Annotated in this window: 20 protein-coding genes; 11 read left to right on the forward strand and 9 right to left on the reverse strand. The window is 63.8% G+C overall.

Features of this window, described 5'->3' with window-relative positions; all coding sequences use genetic code 11:
* The first annotated feature begins 532 nt into the window (after nt 1-532).
* The 6 genes from DV532_RS15045 to DV532_RS15070 all read left to right on the forward strand — a co-directional run bounded on the left by DV532_RS15045 (nt 533) and on the right by DV532_RS15070 (nt 7,980).
* Nucleotides 533-2,269 carry a type I secretion system permease/ATPase gene (locus DV532_RS15045; RefSeq protein WP_056802541.1) on the forward strand — a complete coding sequence of 579 codons (1,737 nt, stop codon included), beginning with the start codon at nt 533-535 and terminating at the stop codon, nt 2,267-2,269.
* A gap of 5 nt (nt 2,270-2,274) precedes the next feature.
* The gene (locus DV532_RS15050) at nt 2,275-3,615 is read left to right on the forward strand and encodes an HlyD family type I secretion periplasmic adaptor subunit (protein WP_056802543.1); all 1,341 of its coding nucleotides are present in this window, start codon (nt 2,275-2,277) and stop codon (nt 3,613-3,615) included.
* A gap of 1 nt (nt 3,616) precedes the next feature.
* On the forward strand, nt 3,617-4,945 hold the full coding sequence (locus DV532_RS15055; protein WP_056802546.1) for a TolC family outer membrane protein: 1,329 nt from the start codon (nt 3,617-3,619) through the stop codon (nt 4,943-4,945).
* Nucleotides 4,946-5,041: 96 nt separating this feature from the next.
* The gene (locus tag DV532_RS15060; protein ID WP_056802549.1) at nt 5,042-5,905 is read left to right on the forward strand and encodes a GGDEF domain-containing protein; all 864 of its coding nucleotides are present in this window, start codon (nt 5,042-5,044) and stop codon (nt 5,903-5,905) included.
* Nucleotides 5,906-5,922: 17 nt separating this feature from the next.
* The gene (gene chrA / locus DV532_RS15065; RefSeq protein WP_056802553.1) at nt 5,923-7,284 is read left to right on the forward strand and encodes a chromate efflux transporter; all 1,362 of its coding nucleotides are present in this window, start codon (nt 5,923-5,925) and stop codon (nt 7,282-7,284) included.
* A 27-nt stretch (nt 7,285-7,311) separates the two neighbouring features.
* Nucleotides 7,312-7,980 (forward strand): bifunctional 2-polyprenyl-6-hydroxyphenol methylase/3-demethylubiquinol 3-O-methyltransferase UbiG, encoded by a 669-nt coding sequence (locus DV532_RS15070; protein ID WP_056802555.1) that lies wholly within the window; start codon nt 7,312-7,314, stop codon nt 7,978-7,980.
* A 138-nt stretch (nt 7,981-8,118) separates the two neighbouring features.
* Here the strand turns inward: DV532_RS15070 and quiC are convergent, their stop codons facing one another.
* Nucleotides 8,119-10,026 (reverse strand): 3-dehydroshikimate dehydratase QuiC, encoded by a 1,908-nt coding sequence (gene quiC / locus DV532_RS15075; protein ID WP_056802558.1) that lies wholly within the window; start codon nt 10,024-10,026, stop codon nt 8,119-8,121.
* A gap of 288 nt (nt 10,027-10,314) precedes the next feature.
* Here quiC and DV532_RS15080 point away from each other — a divergent pair, with 288 nt between their 5' ends.
* Entirely contained in the window at nt 10,315-11,688 is a 1,374-nt protein-coding gene (locus DV532_RS15080) for an MFS transporter (protein WP_056802561.1), read from the forward strand.
* 35 nt (nt 11,689-11,723) lie between these two features.
* Here the strand turns inward: DV532_RS15080 and DV532_RS15085 are convergent, their stop codons facing one another.
* From DV532_RS15085 to DV532_RS15105, 5 genes are all read right to left on the reverse strand, one after another.
* The gene (locus DV532_RS15085; protein ID WP_056802565.1) at nt 11,724-13,136 is read right to left on the reverse strand and encodes a DOPA decarboxylase; all 1,413 of its coding nucleotides are present in this window, start codon (nt 13,134-13,136) and stop codon (nt 11,724-11,726) included.
* Nucleotides 13,137-13,263: 127 nt separating this feature from the next.
* Entirely contained in the window at nt 13,264-14,208 is a 945-nt protein-coding gene (locus DV532_RS15090) for a LysR family transcriptional regulator (protein ID WP_056802568.1), read from the reverse strand.
* A 129-nt stretch (nt 14,209-14,337) separates the two neighbouring features.
* Nucleotides 14,338-15,048: a YebC/PmpR family DNA-binding transcriptional regulator gene (locus DV532_RS15095; protein WP_056802571.1), complete on the reverse strand. Its 711-nt coding sequence runs from the start codon at nt 15,046-15,048 to the stop codon at nt 14,338-14,340.
* 97 nt (nt 15,049-15,145) lie between these two features.
* Nucleotides 15,146-16,537 (reverse strand): FAD-dependent oxidoreductase, encoded by a 1,392-nt coding sequence (locus tag DV532_RS15100; RefSeq protein ID WP_056802573.1) that lies wholly within the window; start codon nt 16,535-16,537, stop codon nt 15,146-15,148.
* A gap of 15 nt (nt 16,538-16,552) precedes the next feature.
* The gene (locus DV532_RS15105; protein WP_056802576.1) at nt 16,553-17,869 is read right to left on the reverse strand and encodes an MFS transporter; all 1,317 of its coding nucleotides are present in this window, start codon (nt 17,867-17,869) and stop codon (nt 16,553-16,555) included.
* Between the two features lie 243 nt (nt 17,870-18,112).
* Between DV532_RS15105 and DV532_RS15110 the strand changes: the two genes are divergently transcribed.
* Together DV532_RS15110 and DV532_RS15115 are read left to right on the forward strand one after the other, a co-directional pair.
* Complete coding sequence (locus tag DV532_RS15110) at nt 18,113-18,982, forward strand: LysR substrate-binding domain-containing protein (protein WP_056802578.1); 870 nt, start codon at nt 18,113-18,115, stop codon at nt 18,980-18,982.
* Nucleotides 18,983-19,032: 50 nt separating this feature from the next.
* Nucleotides 19,033-19,404 carry a DUF2784 domain-containing protein gene (locus DV532_RS15115; protein WP_056802581.1) on the forward strand — a complete coding sequence of 124 codons (372 nt, stop codon included), beginning with the start codon at nt 19,033-19,035 and terminating at the stop codon, nt 19,402-19,404.
* Here the strand turns inward: DV532_RS15115 and tam are convergent.
* Nucleotides 19,394-20,170: a trans-aconitate 2-methyltransferase gene (tam, locus tag DV532_RS15120; RefSeq protein WP_056802583.1), complete on the reverse strand. Its 777-nt coding sequence runs from the start codon at nt 20,168-20,170 to the stop codon at nt 19,394-19,396. The genes DV532_RS15115 and tam overlap by 11 nt on opposite strands.
* Nucleotides 20,171-20,366: 196 nt before the next feature.
* Nucleotides 20,367-21,776: an amino acid permease gene (locus DV532_RS15125; RefSeq protein ID WP_056802586.1), complete on the reverse strand. Its 1,410-nt coding sequence runs from the start codon at nt 21,774-21,776 to the stop codon at nt 20,367-20,369.
* Nucleotides 21,777-22,101: 325 nt separating this feature from the next.
* Between DV532_RS15125 and DV532_RS15130 the strand changes: the two genes are divergently transcribed.
* Together DV532_RS15130 and DV532_RS15135 are read left to right on the forward strand one after the other, a co-directional pair.
* Complete coding sequence (locus DV532_RS15130) at nt 22,102-23,526, forward strand: PLP-dependent aminotransferase family protein (RefSeq protein ID WP_056802589.1); 1,425 nt, start codon at nt 22,102-22,104, stop codon at nt 23,524-23,526.
* A 173-nt stretch (nt 23,527-23,699) separates the two neighbouring features.
* Nucleotides 23,700-24,095 (forward strand): hypothetical protein, encoded by a 396-nt coding sequence (locus DV532_RS15135; RefSeq protein ID WP_056802591.1) that lies wholly within the window; start codon nt 23,700-23,702, stop codon nt 24,093-24,095.
* 115 nt (nt 24,096-24,210) lie between these two features.
* Here DV532_RS15135 and DV532_RS15140 read toward each other — a convergent pair whose 3' ends face one another.
* Nucleotides 24,211-25,221, reverse strand: a complete 1,011-nt coding sequence (locus DV532_RS15140; RefSeq protein WP_056802594.1) for an aldo/keto reductase — start codon at nt 25,219-25,221, stop codon at nt 24,211-24,213.
* Between the last annotated feature and the right edge of the window lie 79 nt (nt 25,222-25,300).

Genomic DNA, 25,300 nt, shown 5'->3' on the forward strand with positions numbered 1-25,300 from the left:
TTTCAATTGCCCTCGATCTATCGGGAGTAATCACAGGGCAACAGGGTCCTTCCCGCGCCCAGTCAGGTTTGACGTGCGCAGTTTCTGTTCAGTGTTCGGGGTTCTGGGGCAGTTGGGCACTACGGTGCGCTATCGCCACTGGCCTCATCGCCGGCAAGCCGGCCCCCACCGAGGAGGTGGGAACCTTGTAAACGGTGCGATACAGGGGTGTAACGCACACGCATCGACCCCAGCTCGCACGGGGTCCGAATACATCAGACTAAAGTCGCAGAAGAAAACCTTGTCAATATCTCGTCAAAAAATTCGCATGCCGATGATAACGCCTTGCAACTAGCTGTTTTTTCGGCACTTATGAAAAGTTCAAAGAATTTATAGAGCGAAAAGATATTACCAATTGTGTCGTTGCAACCTACGCTGCTGCCTATAACCAGGCCGCAGCGGCCGACCCTTCTGCGAGCCGACCATAAGCCACGACTACCGCTGTACGGGGCGCCGCAAGGGCTTCCCCGTTTTGTGATAAGGGAGGCCTTCGATGCACAAGCCGCCGCGTACCCGTTCCGAACTGGCTGATGCGCTGTTTCGCTTGCGTCGCAGCTTCTACGCCCTGGCCGCCTTCAGCGGTGTGATAAACGTCATGATGTTGACGCCAGCGGTGTACATGCTGCAGGTATACGACCGTGCTCTGGTCAGCCGCAACGTCACTACTTTGACGATGCTCACGCTGCTGGTGGTGGGGTTGTTTCTGCTGATGTCGGCCTTGGAGATGATCCGCACCCGCGTACTGATCCGCGTCGGCAACTGCCTGGACATGGACCTCAACCGACGCCTGTTCAGCGCCGCCTTCGAGCGCAACCTGAGCCGCGCCGGCGGCAACCCGGCCCAGGCCCTGCAAGACCTGGCGCAGGTGCGCCAGTTTCTTACCGGCAATGGCCTGTTCGCCTTCTTCGATGCCCCCTGGACCCCGATTTACCTACTGGTCTGCTACCTGATCCACCCCTTGCTGGGGCTGGTCACGTTGGTCGGTTCGCTGCTCCTGGTGGGCCTGGCCTACCTCACCGAAAAGGCGACGCAAAAGCCCTTGGCCGAAGCCAACCAGGCGGCCCTGTCGTCGGCCAGCTACGCCAACAACAACCTGCGCAACGCCGAAGTGATCGAAGCCATGGGCATGCTGCCCGCCATCGGCAAGCGCTGGTACCAAGGCCACCTGCGCATCCTGCAGATGCAAACCTTGGCTTCCGACCGCGCGGCGCTGATTAGCAGTACCGGGCGCTTCGTGCGCATCACTTTGCAGTCGGTGATCCTCGGTGCCGGCGCACTGCTGGCCATCGAAGGCAAAATCACCCCCGGCATGATGATCGCCTGCTCGATCCTGACCGGCCGCGCGCTGGGCCCGGTGGAACAAGTAATCGCTTCGTGGAAGCAACTGCTAGGCTGCCGCTCGGCCTGGGGCCGGCTCAACGAGTTGCTGCAAGACTACCCACAGCGGCCACCGAGCATGTCGCTGCAGCGGCCACTGGGCATGCTGGCCGTAGAAAACGTAATCGCCGGTGCCCCCGGCACTAACAACACCATCGTGCGCGGCGTGAGTTTCAGCCTGATGCCCGGCGAGAGCCTAGGCATCATCGGCCCTTCGGCCTCGGGCAAGTCCACCCTCGCCCGCCTGCTGGTAGGGGTATGGCCGGCCCAAGCCGGCAAGGTGCGCCTGGACGGTGCCGACATCTTCACCTGGAACAAGGCCGAACTAGGCCCCTGGCTGGGCTACCTGCCGCAGGACGTGGAGCTGTTCGAAGGCAGCATCGCCGAGAACATCGCCCGCTTTGCCGAAGTGGACAGCGATGCAGTGATCCGCGCCGCCCGCAGCAGTGGCGTGCACGATATGATCCTGCGCTTCCCGCAGGGCTACGACACCCGCCTGGCGGCCGACGGCAGCCCGCTGTCAGGCGGCCAGAAGCAACGCATCGCCCTGGCCCGCGCGCTGTATGGCGAACCCAACCTGGTGGTGCTGGACGAGCCCAATGCTAACCTCGACGACCTCGGCGAAAAGGCCTTGGTCGACGCGCTGGCTGAGCTCAAGGCGCGTGCGGCCACGGTGATCCTGATCTCCCACCGGCCCAACGTGCTGTGCGCGGTCGACAAGGTGCTGATGCTGCGCGACGGTGCCGTGCACATGCTTGGTAGCCGCGACGAAGTGTTCGCGGCGCTGCGCAAGGCCAGCGTAATCCCGGCAACGGCGGCTGCGCCGTTGACTTCAGTAAAAGTACGGGAGTGACGACCATGCAGATGAGCCAACCCACCGAATTGATCCCCGCCGAGGCGCGCAACCTGATCGACCTGGATGCCGGCCGGCCAGTACGCTGGGGCGTGTGGCTGGTCGTCGCCGGCTTTGGCGGTTTCCTGTTGTGGTCGTGCCTGGCGCCGCTGGATGCCGGCGTGGTCGCCACCGGCACGGTCAAGGTCACCAGCAACCGCAAAGCGGTGCAACACCTGACCGGCGGCACCGTCGAGGCGATTCTGGTACATGAAGGCGATGTGTTGAAGAAAGGCCAGGAGGTGGTGCGCCTCGACGCCCTGCGCGCCGTAGCCGAACAGGGCGCGCTCAGTGCCCAGTACATCGTCAGCAAAACCGTGGAAAACCGCCTAGAAGCTGAGCGCGATGGCCGCGACACGATCACTTTCGACCCTGCCCTGCTCAAGCACTTTGGCAGCGACCCGCGCCTGCTGGCGGCCATGGACCTGCAACAGCGCCTGCTGGACACTCGCCGCGCCGGCCTTGCCGGTGAACTGAGCATCCTCGAGGAAAACCTGGCCGCCACGGCGGTGCAGCTCAAGGGTTTGCAGCAGGTATACGGCGCCCGCGCCTCGCAGATCGGCTTCCTCAACCAAGAACTGCAAGGCACCCGGGTGCTGGCCGCCGAGGGCTATGTGCCGCGCAACCGCCTGCTGGAGCTGGAGCGCAGCAATGCCGACCTGTCCGCCGGCCAGGCCGAAAACCTCAACAACATCGCCCGGGCCCGCAGCCAGGCCACCGAAATCAAACTGCGCATCCTGCAGCGCCAGCACGACTACCTGAAGGAGGTGGAGTCGCAACTGACCGACACTGCCAAGGAAAACACCACCCTGGCCGACCGCCTGCGCGCACTGGACTACGAAGTGACGCATACGGTGATCCGCTCACCGATCGACGGCATGGTCCAGGCCCTGAGCATCGCCACGGTCGGCGGCATCATCCAGCCTGGGGCCAAGATCATGGAGGTGGTGCCGCTCGACGAACCGCTGCAAGTCGACGCGATGATTCCGGTGCAGGCCATCGACAAGATGGTCCCAGGCCTGGACGTGGACCTAGCCTTCCCGGCCTTCAACCATGCGCAAACGCCGAACATCCCCGGGCGGGTCAAAACCATTTCCGCCGACCGCCTGATGGACGAAGAAAGCAAGCAGCCGTTCTACCTGGCCCAGGTAGAAGTGACCCAGGCCGGCATGAGCCTGCTGGGCAGTAACCACATTCGCCCTGGCATGCCGGCCACCGTCACCATCAAGACCGGTGAGCGCAACCTGCTCAGCTACCTGCTCAAACCGATGCTCGAACGCGTGGACGCCGCGTTCAAGGAGCAATGACATGAAACGCCCATGCCTGATGTTGTGCCTGCTGGGGGTGGCCGTACAGGCCAATGCCATGGACCTTAAACAAGCCTGGGACCTGCTGCAGTACCAGGGCCCGATCTACCGCGCCGCCGTGCATGAGAAAGAAGCCGGCAGCGAAAACCGCGCCATCGGCCAGGCCGGCCTGCTGCCGCAGATCAACGCCGGCGGCTACTTCAACAAGATCAATGGCAGCCAGCGCCAGAACGGCCAGGACAACGACCTGGACTATGACTCCAAGGGCGCCAACGTGCGCCTGCGCCAGCCGCTGTTCAACAAGCAGAAGATGGCCGAGTATCGCCAAGGCCAACAACGTGCCGACTACAGCGTGGCGGTGTTCGACGCCAAGAGCCAAGATGCCGCGGTGCGCCTGGCCGACGCCTACTTCGACGTACTGCTGGCGAGTGAAACCATTACCCTGGCCAAAGCCAAGTTGCATGCCTTCGAAGAGCAGCTGGCGTCGGCGAAGCGGCGCATGGAGTTGGGCGCTGGTACGGTCACCGACATCGACGAGTCGGTGGCCCGCCGCGACCTGGCCGAGGCCGACCTGATCGAGGCCCAGGACAACTTGGTCAACGCCCGCCGCAAACTGGAGGAATACATCGGTGAAACCCCGCAGTCCCTGACCACCTTGCAGCCAGGCTTCAACACCCCACCGCTGATGCCAGGCAACCTGCAGGATTGGCTGGTCAAGGCCCAGGCCGACAGCCCGTTGATTCACGCGCGCCGGCACAGTTACGAGCTGGCCGAAGAAGAGGTGCAACGCGCCCGCGCTGGGCACTACCCAACCCTGGATTTCGTCGCGGGCTATACCGCTGGTAGCAGCCAGTCGATTTCCGAACTGAACCAACGTAACCACTACAGCTCAATCGGGCTGGAGCTGAACATCCCGCTGTACAGCGGTGGCAGCACCAGCGCCCTGACCCGCCAGGCCAGCGCCAACAGCTCCAAGGCCCTGGATGAGCTGGACGCCACGCGCCAGGAGGTGATTTCGGGCACCACCCGCGAGTACCGCGGGGTGCAGAGTGGCGCCTTGCGCATCCAGGCGCTGGAAAAGGCCGTGGCGTCCAACGAGCGCTCGCTGACCTCGGCCCGCAAGGGCTTCAAGGAAGGCGGCACCAGCACCAATTCGGATGTGCTCAATGCCGAAGAGCTGCTGTATGACGCCCGTCACGACCTGTTCGAGGCCAAGTTGAACTACCTGATGTCGCGGCTGCGCCTGGCGTCGGCGGTGGGTAACCTGGGCGATGACGACATCGACCAGATCAACGACTACCTTGGGCCGGAGCTGATAGTGAGTAACTGATGGCCAGCACCATCGTGTGCCCACAACGAGCATTGCATAGCTGCGACGTATTCCTGCAAGCTATGTGCGTTCACCCCGCCGCGGACGCCCTGAACCATGCCCGTAGACTTGCAAACGTTGTATCCCAGGCTGATTCACCTGATGCTGGACACGGTGTTCGTGGTCGACAGGGATAACCAGATCGTTTTCGTCAGCGATGCCTGCGAGGCGCTGCTGGGTTATCAGGCCTGCGAACTGATCGGTACCCCGATCACCGACTACATGCACCCTGACGACCTGGCGATGACCCGCGCATCGATTGTGCGGGTGATGAACGGTCAACCGCATTACGACTTCCGCAACCGCTACCTGCGCAAGGATGGCGGCATCGTGCATATTCTGTGGGCGGCCTCCTGGTCCGAAGAGGCCAATGCCCGCATCGGTGTGGCCCGCGACGTCACCGCCCAACGCCAGGCCGAGGAGGAGTTGCGCTTCCTCGCCCACCACGACCCGCTGACCCGCCTGGCCAACCGGGCCATGTTCAATGAACGGCTGGACACCGCCCTGGCCGCGGCCCGGCGCCACAACCGCCCGCTGGCCTTGCTGTTCCTCGATATCAATGACTTCAAGAACATCAACGACAACCACGGGCACAGCGTGGGCGACCGCGTGCTGTGCACACTGGCACAGCGCTTGGAGGCTTGCGTGGGGGCGACCGACACGGTGGCACGCATGGGCGGTGACGAGTTCACTGTACTGCTGGCCGATTACACCTCGCCCGAGGCCATAGTCGAACAAATGGCCCACATCCTGGCCGCCATGGCCGAGCCACTGGGTGCCGAGTTTGTTGGCATCGACGCGCCGTCCTGCAGCATTGGCATGGCCTGCTTCCCCGAGGACGGCAACGACGCCGACATGCTGCTGCGTCATGCTGATGGGGACATGTACCGGATCAAGCGACAGCGCACCGCGCTAGGCTGAGCGTCAAGGGGAACAGGATGACAGAACACCTGCAAGGCACTGCCGAGCGAGCGCCTGGCCACATCGGCCTGTTCGAAGCCTTGCTGTTCTGGCTAAAGCTGGGCTTCATCAGCTTCGGCGGGCCAGCCGGGCAGATCGCGATCATGCACCAGGAGCTGGTGGAGCGGCGCCGTTGGATCAGTGAGCGGCGCTTCTTGCACGCCCTCAACTACTGCATGCTGCTGCCTGGGCCCGAAGCCCAGCAACTGGCCACCTACATCGGCTGGTTGATGCACCGCAGCTGGGGTGGGGTGATTGCCGGGGTGCTGTTCGTGCTGCCGTCGCTGTTCATCCTGATCGGCCTGTCGTGGGTTTACCTGGCCTGGGGCGAAGTGCCGGTAGTGGCCGGGATTTTCTATGGGATCAAGCCAGCCGTAACCGCCATCGTCGTGCATGCCAGCCACCGCATTGGCACGCGCGCCCTGAAAAATGGCTGGCTGTGGGCTATTGCCGGCGCCTCGTTCGTGGCCATCTTTGCGCTTAACGTGCCCTTCCCGCTGATTGTGCTGGCGGCCGCGCTGCTGGGTTATGTGGGCGGGCGCCTGCTACCGGCGCAGTTCGCGCCTGGCGGCGGCCACCCGGCGGCCAAGGCCAGCCATGGCCCGGCGCTGATCGACGACGACACCCCAGCACCAGCGCACGCCCGCTTTAGCTGGGGGCGCCTGCTGAGGTTGCTGCTGGTGGGGGCCGCACTGTGGCTGCTGCCCATGGCTGCGCTGATGGCCGTGTTTGGCTGGCAGGGCACGCTAACGCAAATGGGCTGGTTCTTCACCAAGGCGGCCTTGTTGACCTTCGGCGGTGCCTATGCGGTATTGCCCTACGTCTACCAGGGTGCCGTCGGCCATTACGGCTGGCTGTCGCCAACGCAGATGATCGATGGCCTGGCACTGGGTGAAACCACCCCTGGGCCACTGATCATGGTGGTGGCCTTCGTCGGCTTCGTCGGCGGCTATGTGCACCCCATGTTCGGCGCCGAGCAGGCGTTCATGGCCGGCGCGGTGGCGGCTAGCCTGGTGACCTGGTTCACCTTCCTGCCCTCGTTCCTGTTCATCCTCGCTGGCGGCCCGCTGGTGGAATCGACCCACAACGAACTGAAGTTCACCGCCCCACTGAGCGGGATAACCGCCGCCGTGGTAGGCGTAATCCTCAACCTGGCGCTGTTCTTCGGCTACCACGTGCTATGGCCGGCCGGTTTCGACGGGCCGTTCGACTGGCCTTCGGCAGTCATTGCGCTGGCGGCGGCCGTAGCGCTTTTTCGCTACAAACGTGGGGTGATCCAGGTGTTGCTGGCGTGTGCCCTGGCAGGCCTTGCCAGCCATCTGTTGAGCGCGGCACAGTGAAACCTCGCTCGCCCACCGGAGATGACCATGCGCAGCCCTGAAGACGCCTTGCTCGACAGCTGGCAGCACAACGCCAAGGCTTGGATCGACGCGGTGCGCAGCGCCAGCATCGAGAGCCGTCGCCAAGTCACCGACCAAGCCATCCTGCTGGCCATTCTCAGCCGCCAGCCCGAGCGCGTGCTTGACCTGGGCTGCGGTGAAGGCTGGTTGCTGCGGGCACTGGGCGAGCGTGGTGTCGAGGCCGTGGGTGTGGATGGCGACAGGACCCTGGTGGAGGCTGCACGCGCGGCGGGTTCTGCCAAGGTGCACCTGGCCAGCTACGCACAGTTGGCCAATGCGCAGGCCTACGTGGGCAACGACTATGACCTGGTGTGTGCCAACTTCGCCCTGTTGCAGCAGGACATCATCCCGCTGTTGGCGGCGATGAATGCACTGCTGGTGCCCGGCGGTGCGTTGCTGATCCAGACCCTGCACCCCTGGAGCGTGGCGGGCGGGGACTACCAGGATGGCTGGCGGGAGGAGCGGTTTGCCGGGTTCGCCGGGGATTGGCAGGTGATGCCGTGGTACTTCCGCACCTTGGCCAGCTGGCTGAACGCGCTGGACATGGCGGGGTTGCGGCTGGTGAGTTTGCAGGAACCGCAGCATCCACAGAGTGCGGTGCCGCAGTCGTTGTTGATGGTGGCTGAGCGCCTCTGAACAGCTGTGGCTTTACCGGCCTCATCGCCGGCAAGCCAGCTCCCACAGAATCACCGCAGCCCGACAGGCCTATACAGTCGCCTAAACAGTACCTGTGCAAGCTGGCTTGTCGGCGATGAGGCCGGTACAGCCAAGCAACTACAGCACCGGCTTGCGCGCCGCCCCGCTGCGGGCCTTGGCCATCGCCGCCAGGCGCACTGCGACGTTGGCCGCGCCGTATCCGGCATAGCCACCCTTGCGCTGAATGATCTCGAAGAAGAAACGCTCCTCGAACGGCTCGGTGTACACGTGGAACAGCTCGCCGCCCTGCGCATCGCGGTCGTACAGCACGTTGTAGTACGCCAGTTCACTGAGGAACTCGTCGTCAAAATCGAAGCGTGCCGCCAGGTCGTCGTAGTAGTTCAGCGGGATTTCCAGCAGCGGCACCCCGGCCAGCTTGGCCCGCGCCACTTCACGGAACATGTCGTCGCAATCGAAGGCGATGTGGTGCACACCCGAGCCGCGGTAGCTGGACAACGCATGGGCGATGGCGGTGTTGCGGTTTTCCGAGATGTTCAGCGGCAAGCGCAAAGTGCCGCACTGGCTGCGCAGGGCGCGGCTCTTGACCAGGCCATAAGGGTCAGGCAATACCACTTCGTCATCGGCGGCGAAGTCGAACAAGCTCTTGTAGAACAACACCCAGCTGTCCAGCGACTCGGCCGGCAAGGCCAAGGCCATGTGGTCGATGCGGCGCAGGCCGCCGCTGGCGGTGGCGCTCGTGTCCAAGCTGAAGTCGGTGTCGTACAGGGTTGGGCCGGCCGTGCCCTGCTCCACCAGGTACAGCAGGCTGCCATCCGGCGCACGCACCGCCGGTACTTCGCACTCGTTAGGCCCGACCAGGCCGCGGAACGGCTGGCCACGGTAGGCGGTGGCGCGCTTCAGGGCAGCTTGCTGGTCCTTGACCCGCAGCGCGGTGGCACACAGCGATGGGCCATGGGCCTCGAAGAAGTTGTGGCCGAAGGAATACGGTTCGGCGTTCAGCACAATGTTGATATCGCCCTGGCGCAGCAGCTGCACCGCTTTGCTGCGGTGTTTGCCGGCTTCGGCAAAGCCCAGGCGCTTCAGCCAGCTGCCCAGGCGCGCGCCGACCGCTTCGTCGACCGCGAACTCAAGAAACTCCACGCCGTCATAGCTACTGGCCGCCGGTGGGGTAAACAGCACACCGGGCTCGATTGGCGTGGTTTCCTGCTCCAGGCGCAAGCGGGTTTGCTCTTCGAGGTACAGCAGCGAACGCAGGCCGTCGGCGGCATTCTGCCGGGGCGGTGCGGCGCGGAAGCCGTCGTTGAAGATTTCCAGCGACAGCGGCCCGCGGTAGCCGGTGGCGAGGATAGGCGCCAGAAAACCGGCCATGTCCATTTCGCCCTGCCCCGGGAAGCAGCGGAAGTGGCGGCTCCACTCCAGCACATCCATGGCCAGGATCGGGGCGTCGGCCATCTGTACGAAGAAGATCTTGTCGCCGGGGATGTCGCGGATCGCGCTCGGGTCGCCCTTCAGCGACAGGGTATGGAAGCTGTCGAGGATCACCCCAAGGGCCGCGTGGTCGGCCTGGCGCACCAGGTTCCAGACTTGCTGGTAGGTGTTCACGTGGCGGCCCCAAGCCAGCGCTTCGTAGCCGATGCGCAGGCCGCGTTTGCCGGCGTGCTCGGCCAGCAGGCGCAGGTCGTCGACCAGCAGCTGTTCTTCGCCCAGGGCATCGGCCTGGACGTTGCTGCACACCAGCACCAGGTCGGTGCCCAGTTCCTGCATCAGGTCGAACTTGCGCTCGGCGCGGTCGAGGTTTTTCTGCAGGCGGTCACGGCGGCAGCCTTCAAAGTCGCGAAACGGCTGGAACAGGGTGATGGCGATGCCTAGATCGGCGCACATCTGCCGTACCTGGCGCGGGCTGCCAGCGTAATAAAGCAAGTCGTTTTCGAAGATCTCGACACCGTCAAAACCGGCGGCGGCGATGGCTTCGAGCTTTTCCGGCAGGGTGCCGCTCAAGGACACAGTGGCGATCGAACGCTGCATGGCGGAGTTCCTTGTTGTTGGGGGAATAGCGGTGCCAGTCAGGTAAAAACCACTGTCACAGTTTATGGCACGATCGATTATTCGCAGGTAAAGTCGCTGCTTCAATCTCTTTGTACGGAATGGTTAGTTTTGCGTTCGATTATCGCACAAAACCCGTTTTAGCGAATTGCTAGACCGCTGGCCCGTGGTCAACATGAACCACAGACGCAGGCACACCGACCACTGCCTCCTGCCTTGGCGACAACCCTGGCGGACCCTGCGCAAACAACAATAACAACGGAGACAACGATGGCTCACTCCAGCTCGCAAGCCAAAAAAGCGACCGCCAGTGGATGGATAGGCTCGGCACTCGAGTACTACGACTTTTTCATCTACGCCCAGGCCGCTGCACTGATTTTCCCGCAGATCTTCTTCCCTAACACCGACCCGAAAATGGCCATCATCGCCTCGCTGGCCACCTACGGCGTCGGCTACCTGGCGCGCCCGGTCGGCGCCTTCGTGCTGGGCCACTGGGGTGACACCCGCGGCCGCAAGAACGTACTGCTGCTGTGCATGTTCCTGATGGGCCTGTCGACCATGGCCGTGGGCCTGCTGCCTACCTACCACGACATCGGCTTCCTCGCACCGGCCTTGCTGGTGGTGCTGCGCCTGATCCAGGGCTTTGCGGTGGCCGGCGAAATCTCCGGTGCCAGTTCGATGATCATGGAGCACGCACCGTTCGGTCGAAGAGGCTACTACGCCAGCTTCACCCTGCAAGGCGTACAGGCCGGCCAGGTGCTGGCAGCGGCGGTGTTCCTGCCACTGGCCTACTTCATGCCCAGCGAAGCCTTCAACGACTGGGGCTGGCGCATTCCGTTCCTGTTGAGCGCCTTCGTTCTCCTTGCTGGTTTCATCATCCGTAAGGAAGTGCACGAAACCCCGGCATTCGTGAAGGAAGAGAAACAGGACAAAGTCGCCAAATCGCCGATCAGCGAAGCCTTCCGCCACAGCTGGAAGCACATGGTGCTGGTGATGTTCATGGCGCTGATGAACGTGATCCCGGTGGTGGCCACCATCTTCGGTGCGGCCTACGCGGTGCAGCCGGCCTATGGCATCGGCTTCGACAAGAGCGTGTACCTGTGGATCCCGGTAGTCGGCAACATCGTCGCGGTGCTGGTAATTCCGTTCGTGGGTAACCTGTCCGACAAGATCGGCCGTCGCCCGACCATGATCGCCGGCTGCCTGGGCTCGGGCCTGCTGGCGTTCGTCTACCTGTATGCGATCAGCATCCAGAACGTGCCGCTGGCGTTCGCTGCGTCGATCGTCATGTGGGGCATGGTCTACCAGGGTTACAACGCGGTATTCCCCAGCTTCTACCCAGAGCTGTTCCATACCCGCTATCGGGTTTCGGCCATGGCCATCGCGCAGAACATCGGCACCATGCTGACCGCCATGCTGCCAGCGCTGTTCGCCCTGGTTGCCCCGCCCGGTTCGGACAACATCCCGCTGGTAGTCGGTGGCCTGGCGTTCTTCATCACCTGCGTGTGTGCCCTGGCGGCCTACATTGCCCCAGAAACCCATCGCCTGGCGATGGAAGACCTGGGCAACCCGCAGGCCAAGCCGATGGATAAAGAGGCGTATGAAGCCAGCCGTAAAGGTAGCTTTCAGGCGGTGAGCCACTGATAGATTGCAAGGGGCCGCAACGCGGCCCGGCAATTTCAGCCTTTGACCACTTCCTGCAGGCGCTGCCAAAGCCGTTCCACATCCCCCCGCTCAGTCGGCAAGGCTCCGATCGACACCCGCACCATCCACCGCCCATCCAGCGTCGCCGGCGTCACATAGGCATCCCCAGACGCATTCAGCCGCTCCGCCCAGCCCTTGGTATGCACATCCAGCGCCTGGTTTTCCAGCCCCGCCGGCCGATGGCGAATGCACAAGGTCTGCAACTGCACCGGCGCCAGTACCTCCCATTCCCCCGCCGCCGCAACCTGCTCGACCAGCCACTGGGCATTGCCCAGGTCACGCCGCAGCCGTGCCTGCAGCGCTTCCACCCCCTCGCTGCGCAGCATGAACCACAGCTTCAATGCCCGGAACCGGCGGCCCAGGGGGATACCCCAGTCACGCAGGTTTTTCACCTCGCCGTCCACCGCCGACTGCAAGTAGCTGGGGTTGGTGCTCATCACCCGAATAAGGTGCTGCGAGTCGCGCACGTAATAGATCGAACAATCGAAGGCCACCCCCAGCCACTTGTGGGCATTGACCACCACCGAGTCGGCCAGCTCGATGCCGTCCCACATCCAGCGGCATTCAGGCAGGATCATCGCCGAGCCGGCCATGGCTGAGTCCACGTGCAGCCATAGGCCGTGGGCCTGGGCAATCTCACCCACCGGGCGTAGCGGGTCGAGGGCGGTGGTGGTGGTGGTGCCGGTGGTGGCAACGACGGCGCAGGGCTGGTTGCCGGCGGCCAGGTCTTGCTCGATCGCCGCCTGCAGCGCCGCAGGGCGCAGGGCGTAATGCTCGTCGGTGGGGATCAGGCGGATATTATCGCGGCCAAAACCGGCCAGCAGCGCCGCCTTGTCCACCGAACTGTGGGCGTGGGCGCTGACGTACACGATCAAAGGCTTGGCTTCGGCCTGCAGGCCGCCGCGTACCAGCGCGTAGTCAGTGGCACGCTCACGGGCGCTGATCAGCGCCACCAGGGTGCTGGTCGAAGCGGTGTCCTGGATCACCCCGCTCCACTGGCCAGACAAGCCCAGCAGCTGGCGCAACCAGTCGAGGGTGGTTTCTTCCAGCTCGCTCAGCGCCGGGCTGGACTGCCACGACAGGCCCAATACGCCCAGGCCGGTGCTGAGGAAGTCACCCAGTACCGAAGACAGGGTGCCGTTGGAGGGGAAGTAACCGTAGAAGTCCGGGTGCTGCCAATGAGACAGGCCGGGCATGACCAGCTGGTTAACGTCGTCGAGGATGGCCGCGAAGGGTTCGCCTTGCTGGGGTGCGCTTGCAGGCAAGGCGGCCTTGAGGTAGCCGGGGTCGACCTGGGCCATGACCGGGCGTTCGCCGACGGTTTGGCGGTAGTCGGCGATCAGGTCGATCAGTTGGTGGCCGTACTGGCGGAATTGTTCTGGGGTCACCTGGGGGTCTCCTGTGGGTTCTCCGCTGCCTGTACTGGCTTGCCGGCGATAGGGCCAGTACAGGCAACACAAGGCCCCAGTCTAGGCACCTAAACCGCAGCGAATAAGCCCGCCTTGCGCATAGCTGCTATGGCAAACCCGCATGCCCGCCCTGTACGCCAAACTGCGACTGGCGCCATAACTCAAACACCCGATTGCGCAACCAGCGGTGCTCGGCCGAGGCCTGCAGGCGCTGGTGCCACACCACCCAGTAGCGCTGGCTGTGGTCGATGAAGCCCAGCGGCCGCCAGGCCAGCTCATGCAGCCGGCACAACTGCCGGGCGATGTGCTCGGGGACGGTGGCCAGCGCCTGGCTGTTGGCGATCACCTGCACCGTGGCGGAGAAGAACGGCACTTCAAGGCTGACCCGGCGTTGCAGGCCCTGGGCGCGCAGGTGGCGATCGATGAAGCTGTCCTTGTCGCCACCGCCGGAAATACGCACATGCTTGTGCGCCAGGTAGTCGGCCTGGCTCAGCGCACCGTAGGCGGCCAGCGGGTGGTCGTGGCGCATCAGGCACACTGCGCGGTCCTCGCCCAGCAGGCGCCCGTGCAGGTTGGCTGGCGACTCGTCGAACAAGGTGGTGGCGAGGTCGATCTCGCCGCTGGCCAGCAAGGCGTACTGGCCGGCCTGCCAGGTGCGGTACTCCAGCGATACACCGGGGGCTTCACGCTCCAGGGCGGCTACCAGCAACGGCAGCATGTGCTCGGCCACATAGTCCGACGCCGCCAGGCAGAAGCGCCGCTCGCAGCGCGCCGGGTCGAACACTGCGGGTTGGCGCAGGGCGTGCAGTTCATCAAGGACCTGGCGCAGCGGTTCGACCAAGGCCTCAGCATGTTCGCTGAGCACGTAACCACGGCCCTGGCGCACCAGCAACGCGTCGTCGAAGGCTTCGCGCAGGTGAGCCAACTGGCGGCTTAGGGCGGACTGGCTGACGCCCAGGCGCTCGGCGGCGTGGCTGAGGTTTTTTAGCTGCAACAGGTGGTCGAGGGTGCGCAGGTGGGCGAGGCTGAGGGAGGCGAAAGCGGGGTTCATGCAGGCTCCCTGCAGTGGGGCTTAAGGGCCTATTCGCGGGCTTGCCCGCTCCCACAGGGTCACCACAGTTTCTGAAAACTGTGAGCTACCTGTGGGCGCAAGGCCGCAAAGCGGCCGCAGATACGCAGATCAGTCAGTCAGACCGACGTACACGTTCTGCACGTCATCGTTCTCGTCGATCGCCTCGAGGAACGCTTCAACCTCAGCCAGCGCCTCGGCACTCAGGCTGGCCGCGCTCACCGGGTTTTTCGGGGTGTAGCCGATCTTCGCCGAGGTCACGGTGAAGCCATGCTCCGGCAGGGCCTTCTGTACCGCATCCAAGTCGGTGGTGTCGGTGATGAACAGGGTCGAGCCTTCTTCTTCACCTTCCTCGAAGTCCTGGGCACCGGCTTCGATAGCAGCCATTTCCGGATCGGCGTCGCCTTCCGGAGTGGCTTCGATCAGGCCAACATGGTTGAAGTCCCAGGTCACCGAACCACTGGCACCCAACTGGCCCTTGCGGAACAGCACACGGATTTGCGCGACGGTGCGGTTGACGTTGTCAGTCAGGCACTCGACGATCAACGGCACTTGGTGCGGCGCGAAGCCTTCATAGCTGACGGCATGGTACTGCACGGCCTCGCCGTCCAGACCGGCGCCTTTCTTGATCGCACGCTCCAGGGTCTCACGGGTCATCGACGCTTTCTTGGCCTGGACGATGGCCAGACGCAGGCGCGGGTTCATGTCCGGGTCGGCGCCAGACTTGGCAGCAATCTGAATTTCCTTGGCCAGCTTGCCCATGACCTTGCCTTTGGCATTGGCCGCGGTTTCTCTATGTTTGGCTTTCCACTGTGCGCCCATGTCGACTCTCTTGTTTCAGCGGCCGGTTCAGGAAGCGACCGGCCAAAAGTGGGTGCAGTTTATACGCCCTCAGGCATGGGATCGACAAGAAATCTCATCAGCCTTTATCCGCTTTGCCTGCCGCCGCGGCAAACCGCGCCAGCCGCACATCCAGGCGGCGCGGGCGCAAACCGTGGTCTTCGGCGCGCTCCTTGCGACGGATGGCATTGCGCACCATCAGCGACCCCAGGTAGCGGATCGGCTCGGGCGGGAACAGCCCCAGCGGCCCTTTGACCAGCGCCGAGCGCGTCCACGGATTGTCCAGCCCCAGCACCAGCGACGAAAGAATCTGCCCGCCCATGTGACACGGCCCAACACCGCTGCCGGAGTAGCCAAAGCCGTAAAACACGTTGCCCTGCCCGTCCAGCCGGCCAAAGAACGGCAGGCCGGTCACCGAGCGGTCCGATGGCCCGTTCCAGCTGGCCGCCAACGGCACTTCGGCCAGCGCCGGGAAGAACCCGCCCAGGCTCTCGCGCAGCAATGGCCGGTACGGCGACGGCTGGTCGAACACTGGCAACATGCGCCCGCCATAGGCGAAGGTATTGCCGCCCTTGCCGAGCATCAGCCGGCCATCGGAAGTGTTGTGGTAGTAATGCACGAAAATGCGCGAATCGAGCACACTGATGCCGCTGTCGAGGCCAACCTGGCGCAGCAGGTCGGGGCACGGCTCGGTGATCACCATGTCGCTGGAAACAATCGCTACGCTGCGCTCGAACTGCGGGAAGGCCCGCGCCATCCAGGCATTGAGGCCCAGCACCACGCGGTCGGCGCGCACCGTACCCTGGGCCGTGTGCAGCTGCACCGGCGCGCCGTGCTGCAGGCCAGTCATGGCCGTGCCTTCATGAATGCGCACGCCGCGCTGCAAGGCCACCCGGCGCAGGCCGCGCACCAGCTTGCCCGGCTGCACCGTGGCGGCAGCTGGCGAGAACCAGCCTTCCAGGTGCCGCGCCGAACCCGCTAGGCGCTGCACCTGCTGCAGCGGCAGGCGGCGGAACGAATTGATACCCTGGTGCTGCAGCGCAGCGATCACCGCGTCGGTAGCGCCGACCTGAGCCGCATTGGTGGCGGTGTACAGCGTGCCGTCCAGGCGGTAGTCACAGTCGATGCCATTGGCTGCGCAAAACGCACCAATGTCACTGATGCTGCGCTCCGACTCGCGCACCAGGCGCACCGCCTCGGCCACCCCGAACAGGCGTTCGAGGGTGAAGTACTTGGCTGACCAGGACAATGCACAGCCACCGTTGCGGCCACTGGCACCGGCACCGCAAATATCGGCCTCGATCAGCACGATATCCAGGGCCGGCGCCGCCTCCTTGAGCATCAACGCGGTCCACAGCCCGGTGTAGCCGCCACCGACGATGCACACATCGCAACGGGCATCGCCTTGTAGCGCTGGGCACTCCGCCTCCGGCGCCGAATCCAAGGCCTGTTGCAGCCAGAAGGGTCTCATTCGCTCACTTTCCTTTCAGGTACGCAGTGGCTTGATTGCCATGCTGGTGTTCGGTGCCACATCGGCGCTATACGCGTTGCTGGCCGGGCGGCTGTTCCAATGCGGCAGCAGCACCAGCGCCGAGAACAGCGCGCAGCCGGCAAACACGATGAACACCGTGACGCCATCGAAGTAGCCTGGCAGCAGCCCACCCAGCACCGCGCCCACCGAGCCGCAGCCGTTGACGAAGCCCGCAGCGGTGGCGCCGGCCTTGGCGGTGCCGAAGTCGATGGCCGCGGCGCCGCTGATCATCGAATCCGGCCCGTACAGGGTCAGGCCCATCACGAACAGCAGCGCCACCACCAGCAGCACGCTGCCGCTGTGCATGGCCGCCATGAAGGCCGCCAGGGTCATGGTCAGCAGCACCAGGCTGATCACGCAGGCCGGCATGCGCCGAGCGCCGAACAGTTTGTCGGAGGCCAGGCCGATCATGATGGGGCCAAGCAGCCCAGCCAGCTCGAAGGCAGTGGGGATGATCGCTGCGCCAACCTTGCCCACCGAGGGCATCTGCTCGAAGACGATCACCGGCCCCCACAGCAGGATGGCGTAGCGCGCCGGCTTCAACAGGAAGTACGCAAGCCCCAGGGTCAGCACCGTGCGGTTGCGCAAAATCTCCTTCAACGGCGCCCACACGCTGCACAGGTTGCTGGCCGGGGCCATGCTTTGCGGCTCGGGCTCCACCGCCGGCAGGCCAACGTCTTCGGGCTTATTGCGCTGCAGGAAGAAGAACAGCACGGCCACCCCCGCCACCACCGCGGCAGTGGAGAAGAACGCCGCATGCCAGGTGCCGACCAGGGTATAAGCCCACCAACCGGCGAACGGCGAGGCCACCAGGCCGCCGAAGGCATAGCAGGAACTCCACAAGCCCAACACCCGCCCGCGCTGCCCAGCGGGGAAGAAGCTGCCGATGTTCTTGCACAAGCCGGCCCAGCCGGTGGATTGCGCCAGGCCCTGCACCAGCATGCAGGTGGCGAAGATCGGGAAGGTGGCGTAACTGCCCATCACCACCGCCGCCACTGCGGATATCAACAACCCGCCAAGCACCACCACGCGCGGGCCGAAGCGGTCGGCAAGCATGCCCCAGGTGAACTGGCCCACGGCATAGGCGGCCAGGTAGATGGCGTCGAGGTTGGCCATGGCGGCCTTGTCGAGCATGAAGTTGGGGTCTTCGGCGATGCCCAGCTTGGCCACCGAGAAGGCTTTGCGGGTGAAGTAGAAGGCGGCGTAGGCCAGCCAGGTGATGGCGAAAATCTGCATGCGCCAGCGTTTGAACGCGGCTAGGGATTGGTTCATGTGTGTCTGACCTCTTGCTTAAGTGTGCCGGCAGAATGTGAAGAAATGCCTGTCTTGTTGTTGTGTTACGCACAGCGATGACGAGGCTGTCATCGGGTCAGATGGCACCGTGTGGGGGCCATGGCCCTGGCGGCACTTGTGGTGCCTGCGTCGGGCTAAGCGCTATGGAAACAGGTGCTGACTGATAAATAAAATCGATTTATTGTATTTCACACATAAGCCCAGCTTGTTACTGAGGTCGCCATGTCGGTTTCCCACGCTCAACTTAAAGCCTTCCATGCGGTGGCCGTGCACGGCAGCTTTACCCGCGCTGCCGCAAAGCTGTTCCTGACCCAGCCTGCGGTCTCGGACCAGGTGCGCAAACTGGAGGAGCGCTTTGGCGTGTTGCTGTTTCACCGCAACAAACGCTCGGTGCAACTCACCGACCTCGGTGAACGCCTGCTGGGCATCAGCCAGCGCTTGTTCGCCTGCGAGGCCGAGGCCCATGAGCTGCTGCAGGATTCGCGGGCCCTGCACACCGGCAGCCTGGTGCTGGCGGTGGATGCACCAGTACACGTGTTGCCGCAGATCGCCCGTTTCTGCCAGCGCTATCCGGGCATCCAGGTAAAGATCGAGACCGGCAACACCGATGAGTCGCTGGCCCGACTGTTCAGCTACCAGGCCGACCTGGCGCTGCTGGGGCGGGACGTTGACGATGAGCGGCTGCACTGCCTGGCGCTGCGCCGCGACCCGATGGTGGCATTCGTTTCTCACCAGCACCCGTGGGCCAGCCGTGGCTCGATCAGCCTGGCCGACCTGGACGACATGCCACTGGTGCTGCGCGAGCCCGGCTCGGTGACGCGGCAGACGCTGGAAGAAGAGATGCAGCGCGCCGGCTTGCGGATTCGCCCGGCGATCCAGGTGGAGGGCCGGGAAGCGGCGCGTGAGGCGGTGGTGGTGGGGATTGGCGTGGGAGTAGTGTCGGCGGCGGAGTTTGGTGCCGATGCACGGGTGTGTGCGCTGCCGATTGTCGATTGCCAGCGGCACCTGACCGAAACCCTGGTGTGCCTCAGTGAGCAGCGCACGCGGCGGGTGGTGGCGACCTTCCTGCAGATGGTCGAGGAAGGGCTATAAGCCTGTGCCGGACTATGCTGGGATAACCCCAACCCACAAACCAAGCAACCATGCTCTATCGCCTTGCCGCCGACAGCCTGGTCCTGCTGCACCTGGCCTTCATCCTGCTGGTGCTGTTCGGCGGCCTGCTGGTGCTGCAGTGGCGCCCTGCCCTGCTGTTGCACCTGCCGGCCCTGGCCTGGGGCCTGGCGGTGGAATACCTGCACCTGGACTGCCCGCTGACTGCCTGGGAAAACCACATGCGCAGCGCCGCCGGCAGCGCGGGCTACCAGGGCGGCTTCATCGAGCACTACATCTGGCCGCTGATCTACCCCGCCGGGCTCACCCCCAACATCCAACTGCTGATAGGCAGTGTGGCGCTGCTGCTAAACCTCGGCATCTACAGCTACGTGGCCTGGCACTGGCGCCGCCCTAGCGGGTAGCGATCACGAACAACCGCGGGAACGGCAGCAGCACCTTGCCATCGGTGGCTGGCGGGTAGTCGCGCTGCATGGCCTGCAGGTACATCTGCAGGAAGCCTGCCTGCTCGTCTGCCTCAAGCCGCGCCAGGTAGGGCCGTAAGGCCGAACCCTTGAACCATTCCACCACGGCTTCGGCGCCGCCAACCAAAGGGTGGTGATAGGTGGTGCGCCATACATCCACGCGCGCGCACAGCGGGCTGAGCAGGTCGTAATAGAACGCCGCGCTGTGCCGTGGCGGCAGCTGAAAATCGGCGAATTTCGCCGCCCACGGGCCTTGGCTGGCGATTTCACGCAGTTGCCGGTGGGCGGGCTCATCGAGGTTGTCGGGGGTCTGCACCGCCAGGCTGGCACCTTCGCTAAGCTGGCGCACCAGGTGCGGGTAAAGCGAGGCGTGGTCGGGTACCCATTGCAGCGAGGCATTGGCCAGGATCAAGTCTTGAGGCTCGGCGGCGGACCAGTCAGCAATATCCCCGACGACCGTGCGTACCCGGGGGATGCACAGCCGTTTACGTGCACGGGCTTTGTCGATCATGTCCGGGTCGCTGTCCAGGGCCGTCACCTGCGCATCGGGGTACCGTTGCAGCAGCACCTCGGTGGAGTTGCCGGGGCCACAGCCCAGGTCAGTGGCGTGGCGTACCGGGCGTGGCGGTACAGCGGCAAGCAGGTCGCGCACGGCGCGGGAACGTTCGTCTTCGAACAGAGAATACTGGGTGGCGGACCAAGCCATGTGAAGCTCCTTTGGGCGGGCAATGTGCTCAGCATAAGCCATCGGTCGCCGGTGCGGGCCCTGATCGCCGCCGCTGCCCTGCTCAGCTCGCCGTGGATGAACTGGCGTTTCACATGCCCACGGAAAAAACCACGCCCAACAACGCGAAACGGCCGGGTCCCCAAGGGAGCCGGCCGTTCCGAGAAGCGAGTGACGCTTAGTGCTGTTTGCCAGAGCGAATCTGGTGCACCACACCCATCGCCACCACGACGGCTGCGGCGATACCGGTAGAAATCACCAGGATCTGGTAATCAGGCATGAAGGCCATAGTCACCAGGGCGGCCACGATGAAGGCGATCACCAAGTAGGTCAGCCACGGGAACAGCCACATCTTCAGGCGTACTTCCTTGCCTTCGGCAATCAGCTTGCGGCGCATGCGCAGTTGCGAGAAGGCAATCACCAAGTACACCAGCAGGGCGATCATGCCAGTGGTGTTCATCAGGGTGTCGAGCACGTCTTTGGGGCGCAGCGTTTCGCTGAAGTTGATCAGCGCACACACCACGGCCACGGCGCACGAACCCATGATCGCAAATACCGGAACACCGGTGCCGGCGCGGGTAATCTTGAAGGCCGACGGCGCGTCGCCACGCTGGGCCAGGGAGAACAGCATGCGCGAAGCGGTGTAATGGCCCGAGATCAGGCAACTGCTCACCGAGGTCAACACCACGAAGTTCATCAGCAGCTCGGCATACGGCACGCCCAGCAGCTCCAGCGTGCGGCGGTAGGCGCCATAACCGGAAACGCCCAGGTGCGGGTCGTTCCACGGTACCAGGCAGACAATCAGGAAGATCGAACCGACGTAGAACAGGCACACACGCCATACCACCGAGTTGGTGGCCTTGACGATTTGCGCGGCCGGGTCCTTGGCTTCGGAAGCAGCGATGGTGACGATTTCTGCGCCGAGGAAGGCGAACATCACCCCGAGCAAGGCACCAATCACCGTGGTGATGCCGTTGGGCATGAAGCCTTCCGCGGTGAGGTGGCTGATACCACGCACTTCACCGAACTGCCAGACGTTCATTACGGCCGCGGTACACACAATCAGGAAACAGACGATCGCAATTACCTTGATCAAGGCGAACCAGAACTCGAACTCACCGTAGTGTTTGACGTTGAAGAAGTTGACGGTGATCAGCAACAGGGTCGTGGCCAGCACGAACACGTTGACGCTGACGTCGGGGAAGAAACCATGCAGGATCTTACCCGCCACATAAGCTTCCCAGGCCATGAGGATGACCCAGTACCACCAGTACAGCCAACCGATGGTGAACCCGGCCCAACGGCCGATGGCGCGGTCGGCATAGGTGGAGAACGAACCGGTGTCTGGCGAGGAAGTTGCCATTTCACCCAGCATGCGCATGATCAGCACCACCAGGATGCCGCCTGCCAGATAGGCCAGGACAGCGGCTGGGCCGGCGCTGTGGATCACGCTGCCGGAACCGACGAACAAGGCGCCGCCGATAACCCCGGCGATCGACATCATCGTCAGGTGGCGCGACTTGAGCGAGGCACTGAGTTTGCTCTCGTGCCCGCTTTTCGCGGTGCTTGTTGTGGATGTTGCGTCCATCAGTTGTGTACCCCGTGCTTCTTTTTATCCAAGGAAAACTGTAAAACCCCGATGGCTGGCGGTTTCACCTGTACATCAGTGCTAATGCGGGCAGGATGGTGTGAGCGAACACACGCAGGCCATCCATGGCGGCCTGCTGACGCGCCCGAAGGTTTGCCCTTCGAGCGAACTGAACATGCTTTATGTGGCGATATCTGACACCTAATGTAAAAATGTCCGACGCAGAGAGCCATGCACAGTGGCATGAAACTCGCACTGCACTGTACAGGTCGCCCATGCAGTACACCCTGCAAACGCCAGGCGATACGCACCCTGAAGGCCCCGAATGTTCGAATTACACCCAGACTCCTCGACCCCGCTGGTAAACCAGATCATCGACGGGTTGCGCGAGCTGATCGACAACCAAACCCTCAAGCCAGGCGCCAAGGTGCCCTCGATCCGGGCCTTTGCCGCAAGCTATTCGGTGAGCACCTTCACCGTGGTCGAGGCTTACGACCGGCTGGTCGCCCAGGGCTTGCTGGTGAGTCGGGGCCATGCCGGTTTTTTCGTCAACCGTGCGGCGGGCGAATTGCTGGAGCAGCACAATGTCGAGGCCGACACCAGTCGACCAACGTTCAACTCCGAGTGGTACCTGCAGCAAATCTTCGAAATCCGCCAGTTGCCGTACAAACCGGGGTGCGGCTGGTTGCCCAACGACTGGATGTACGAAGAGGGCCTGCGCCGCGGTTTGCGCCAGGTAGCCGGCAGCCCACTGGAGCTGTCGGGCTATGGCGACCCCATGGGCCTGCCGGAGCTGCGCGCGCTGACCGCGCAAAACCTGCAGCAGGAGCTGTCGATCGTCGCCAACCCGGCGCAGCTGATGCTCACCCACGGCGCCAGCCAGGCCTTGGACCTGGCCGCGCGCACCCTGGTGCGCCCGGGCGATGTGGTGCTGGTCGACGACCCTGGTTACCCCAACCTGATGAGCATCCTGCGCACCCAGGGCGCCACCCTGGTCGGCGTGCCGCGCACCCCGGCCGGCTACGACCTGAACCAGTTGGAGCAGTTGCTCACCCATCACCGCCCGACCGCGTTCTTCACCCAGCCGCACCTGCACAGCCCGACCTGCTCGCGCACCCCGCTGCCGCAGTTGCACCGTTTGCTGCAACTGGCCAGCCAGCATGGCTTCCGCCTGGTGGAGAACAACCTGTACGCCGACATGGTCGCCGAACCGCAACCGTGCCTGGCCAGCCTCGACCACCTGCAGCAGGTGGTGTACGTGGGCAGTTACTCGAAGAGCATTTCGCCCAACGTGCGGGTCGGCTACATGCTGGCCAACCCCGAGCTGATGCAGAAACTGCTGCACCTGAAGATGCGCTCAGGCCTGACCACCTCGCAGGTGATGGAGCGGGTGGTATACGCCGCGATTATCGACGGGCGCTGGCGCAAGCACCTGAAGCGGCTGCGCCAGCGGTTGGCCGAAGCGCACCAGGAAGTTGGCCGGCATTTGCATCGATTGGGCTTTGAATTGTTCATTGAATCGGATGAAGGCATGTACGTCTGGACCCGCCACCCGGCGATTCCGGACAGCGCGGCGTTGCTGGACGATGCGCTGGAGAAAGGCATCATGTTGGGGCCTGGGCAGTTGTTCATGGTGGATGCCAAGGCGACCGGGTGGATGAGGTTCAATGTGGCGTTCAGTACCGAGCCGGCGATGTGGGAGTTGTTGGAGAAGGTGTTGGTGAAGCATGTGCGGCGGGGTGGGATGTAACAGCGGTGGTATGGCCGGGGTGTGCGCCACGAGATTGTCGGCGCCAGTGAGATCGAGCGCCCCCGAAAATATGCCAGTTGCCTGCACCAGCCATGGGCCCCACAGGCACTGGACACAGTAGTGGCCAATTAGTAGCATCCGCTCCAACTGGACATTACGGACAATCTCAGCTCATGGATCGAACTGCCGGCGTCATTCACCGCCCCTTGCATCACCCTATCCGCCCCTCAATCACCTGGGAAGAAGCCTGGAAAGGGCCCGACGAGGGTTTGATCCGCTGCTGGGAGATTGGCCGTGAGCGGGCTTTGGCTCAGCCAGAGCTTGCCCGGCACTGTGCCGATGGCGCACTCCCGGTGCTTGGCTGGAAAGGCGGGCATGATCGCGCATTGAAAAAACCGATGAAGTACGGCTCTTTCAAATATCTGGCGCAATGGCAGGGCCTGCGCGGCGAAGACCTGCTCATCGATACACGAACAGAGATCACCTTGACCTGTAACCACACCGGCATGCTGACCACCTTCACACCGGACCAGGAAAAGTACGCCAACGCTGTGATCCTGACGGATTAGGAACGATTCGCGGCAATCGCGGGCTGCTGGGCAGCCCGATCGCGACACAAGGCCGCTGCTACACGTGACCGCGTTAACCGATCAGGCGAATGGCGAAGCCCTCCCCCTTGCTGTATCAGGCCTTGGGCACTGGCGCATGCTGGGCAATCAGGCCCTGCTCCCGCAGCTCAGCCCAGAAGGCCGCAGGAATCACCGCGTTTAACGCCGCCAGGTCCTGGTCGGCATGCTGCGCGCGGGTCGCTCCCGGAATCACTGCCGCCACCGCCGGGTGCGCCAGCGAGAACTGCAGCGCCGCGGCCTTGATGCCCACACCATGACGCGTCGCCACTTCGTTCAGGCGCTGAACGCGGGCACGGATTTGCGGGGAGGCCTTCTGGTACTCGTAGTGGTCACCGCCAGCAATCACACCCGAGTTGTACGGCCCCCCCACAACAATCCCCAAGCCTTGCAGCTGGGCGCCCGGCATCACCCGCTGCAGCGCACGTTCGTGGTCCAGCAGGCTGTAGCGACCGGCCAGCAAGAAGCCGTCCGGGCGTGCCTCGTCCAAGTCCAGGGTCAGCTCGATCGGCTCGACACGGTTCACACCCAGGCCCCAGGCTTTGATCACGCCCTCTTCGCGCAGGCGGGTCAGCACGCGGAAGGCACCGGTACGGGCGGTTTCGAATTGGCTCAGCCACTCGTCACCGTAGAAGTCCTGGGCAATGTCGTGAATCCACACGATGTCCAGGTAGTCAGTGCCCATGCGCTTGAGGGTGTCCTCGATCGAACGCAAGGTGGCATCGGCGCTGTAGTCGTTGACGATGCGGTTACGGTTACCGTGCTCGAACAGGCCGCTTTTCTCACCCAGCTCACGGGCCGCCGGGTTTTCCAGTTCGTCGAGGATCACCCGGCCAACCTTGCTACTCAGCACGTATTCATTGCGTGGGCGCTGGGCCAGGGCCTTGCCCAGGCGGCTTTCCGACAGGCCGGCACCGTAGAACGGCGCAGTGTCGAAGTAACGCACACCATTGTTCCAGGCAGCGTCCACCGCGCCTTGTACTTCAGCGTCCGGCACGTTGCGGAACATGTTGCCCAAGGGTGCGGTACCGAAGCCCAGCGGGTTGGCGATCAGGTCTTTCAGGTTCATGGAAAGTCTCCAGTAAGGGGGCTAAGTCGTCATGCGACGAAGTGGGCACATCCTAGGCTGGCAAATCCTAGACCGTCCA

The organism is Pseudomonas sp. Leaf58 (assembly GCF_003627215.1).
Taxonomy (GTDB): domain Bacteria; phylum Pseudomonadota; class Gammaproteobacteria; order Pseudomonadales; family Pseudomonadaceae; genus Aquipseudomonas.

Bases quoted from the DNA above. Each gene is read 5' to 3' on its own strand.
- DV532_RS15070 (WP_056802555.1), top strand. From the start codon at position 7,312: ATGCGCAGCCCTGAAGACGCCTTGCTCGACAGCTGGCAGCACAACGCC.
- chrA (WP_056802553.1), top strand. From the start codon at position 5,923: ATGACAGAACACCTGCAAGGCACTGCCGAGCGAGCGCCTGGCCACATC.
- DV532_RS15100 (WP_056802573.1), bottom strand. From the start codon at position 16,537: ATGAGACCCTTCTGGCTGCAACAGGCCTTGGATTCGGCGCCGGAGGCG.
- DV532_RS15095 (WP_056802571.1), bottom strand. From the start codon at position 15,048: ATGGGCGCACAGTGGAAAGCCAAACATAGAGAAACCGCGGCCAATGCC.
- tam (WP_056802583.1), bottom strand. From the start codon at position 20,170: ATGGCTTGGTCCGCCACCCAGTATTCTCTGTTCGAAGACGAACGTTCC.
- DV532_RS15060 (WP_056802549.1), top strand. From the start codon at position 5,042: ATGCCCGTAGACTTGCAAACGTTGTATCCCAGGCTGATTCACCTGATG.
- quiC (WP_056802558.1), bottom strand. From the start codon at position 10,026: ATGCAGCGTTCGATCGCCACTGTGTCCTTGAGCGGCACCCTGCCGGAA.
- DV532_RS15050 (WP_056802543.1), top strand. From the start codon at position 2,275: ATGCAGATGAGCCAACCCACCGAATTGATCCCCGCCGAGGCGCGCAAC.
- DV532_RS15110 (WP_056802578.1), top strand. From the start codon at position 18,113: ATGTCGGTTTCCCACGCTCAACTTAAAGCCTTCCATGCGGTGGCCGTG.
- DV532_RS15130 (WP_056802589.1), top strand. From the start codon at position 22,102: ATGTTCGAATTACACCCAGACTCCTCGACCCCGCTGGTAAACCAGATC.
- DV532_RS15090 (WP_056802568.1), bottom strand. From the start codon at position 14,208: ATGAACCCCGCTTTCGCCTCCCTCAGCCTCGCCCACCTGCGCACCCTC.
- DV532_RS15140 (WP_056802594.1), bottom strand. From the start codon at position 25,221: ATGAACCTGAAAGACCTGATCGCCAACCCGCTGGGCTTCGGTACCGCA.
- DV532_RS15125 (WP_056802586.1), bottom strand. From the start codon at position 21,776: ATGGACGCAACATCCACAACAAGCACCGCGAAAAGCGGGCACGAGAGC.
- DV532_RS15115 (WP_056802581.1), top strand. From the start codon at position 19,033: ATGCTCTATCGCCTTGCCGCCGACAGCCTGGTCCTGCTGCACCTGGCC.
- DV532_RS15055 (WP_056802546.1), top strand. From the start codon at position 3,617: ATGAAACGCCCATGCCTGATGTTGTGCCTGCTGGGGGTGGCCGTACAG.
- DV532_RS15045 (WP_056802541.1), top strand. From the start codon at position 533: ATGCACAAGCCGCCGCGTACCCGTTCCGAACTGGCTGATGCGCTGTTT.
- DV532_RS15135 (WP_056802591.1), top strand. From the start codon at position 23,700: ATGGATCGAACTGCCGGCGTCATTCACCGCCCCTTGCATCACCCTATC.
- DV532_RS15105 (WP_056802576.1), bottom strand. From the start codon at position 17,869: ATGAACCAATCCCTAGCCGCGTTCAAACGCTGGCGCATGCAGATTTTC.
- DV532_RS15080 (WP_056802561.1), top strand. From the start codon at position 10,315: ATGGCTCACTCCAGCTCGCAAGCCAAAAAAGCGACCGCCAGTGGATGG.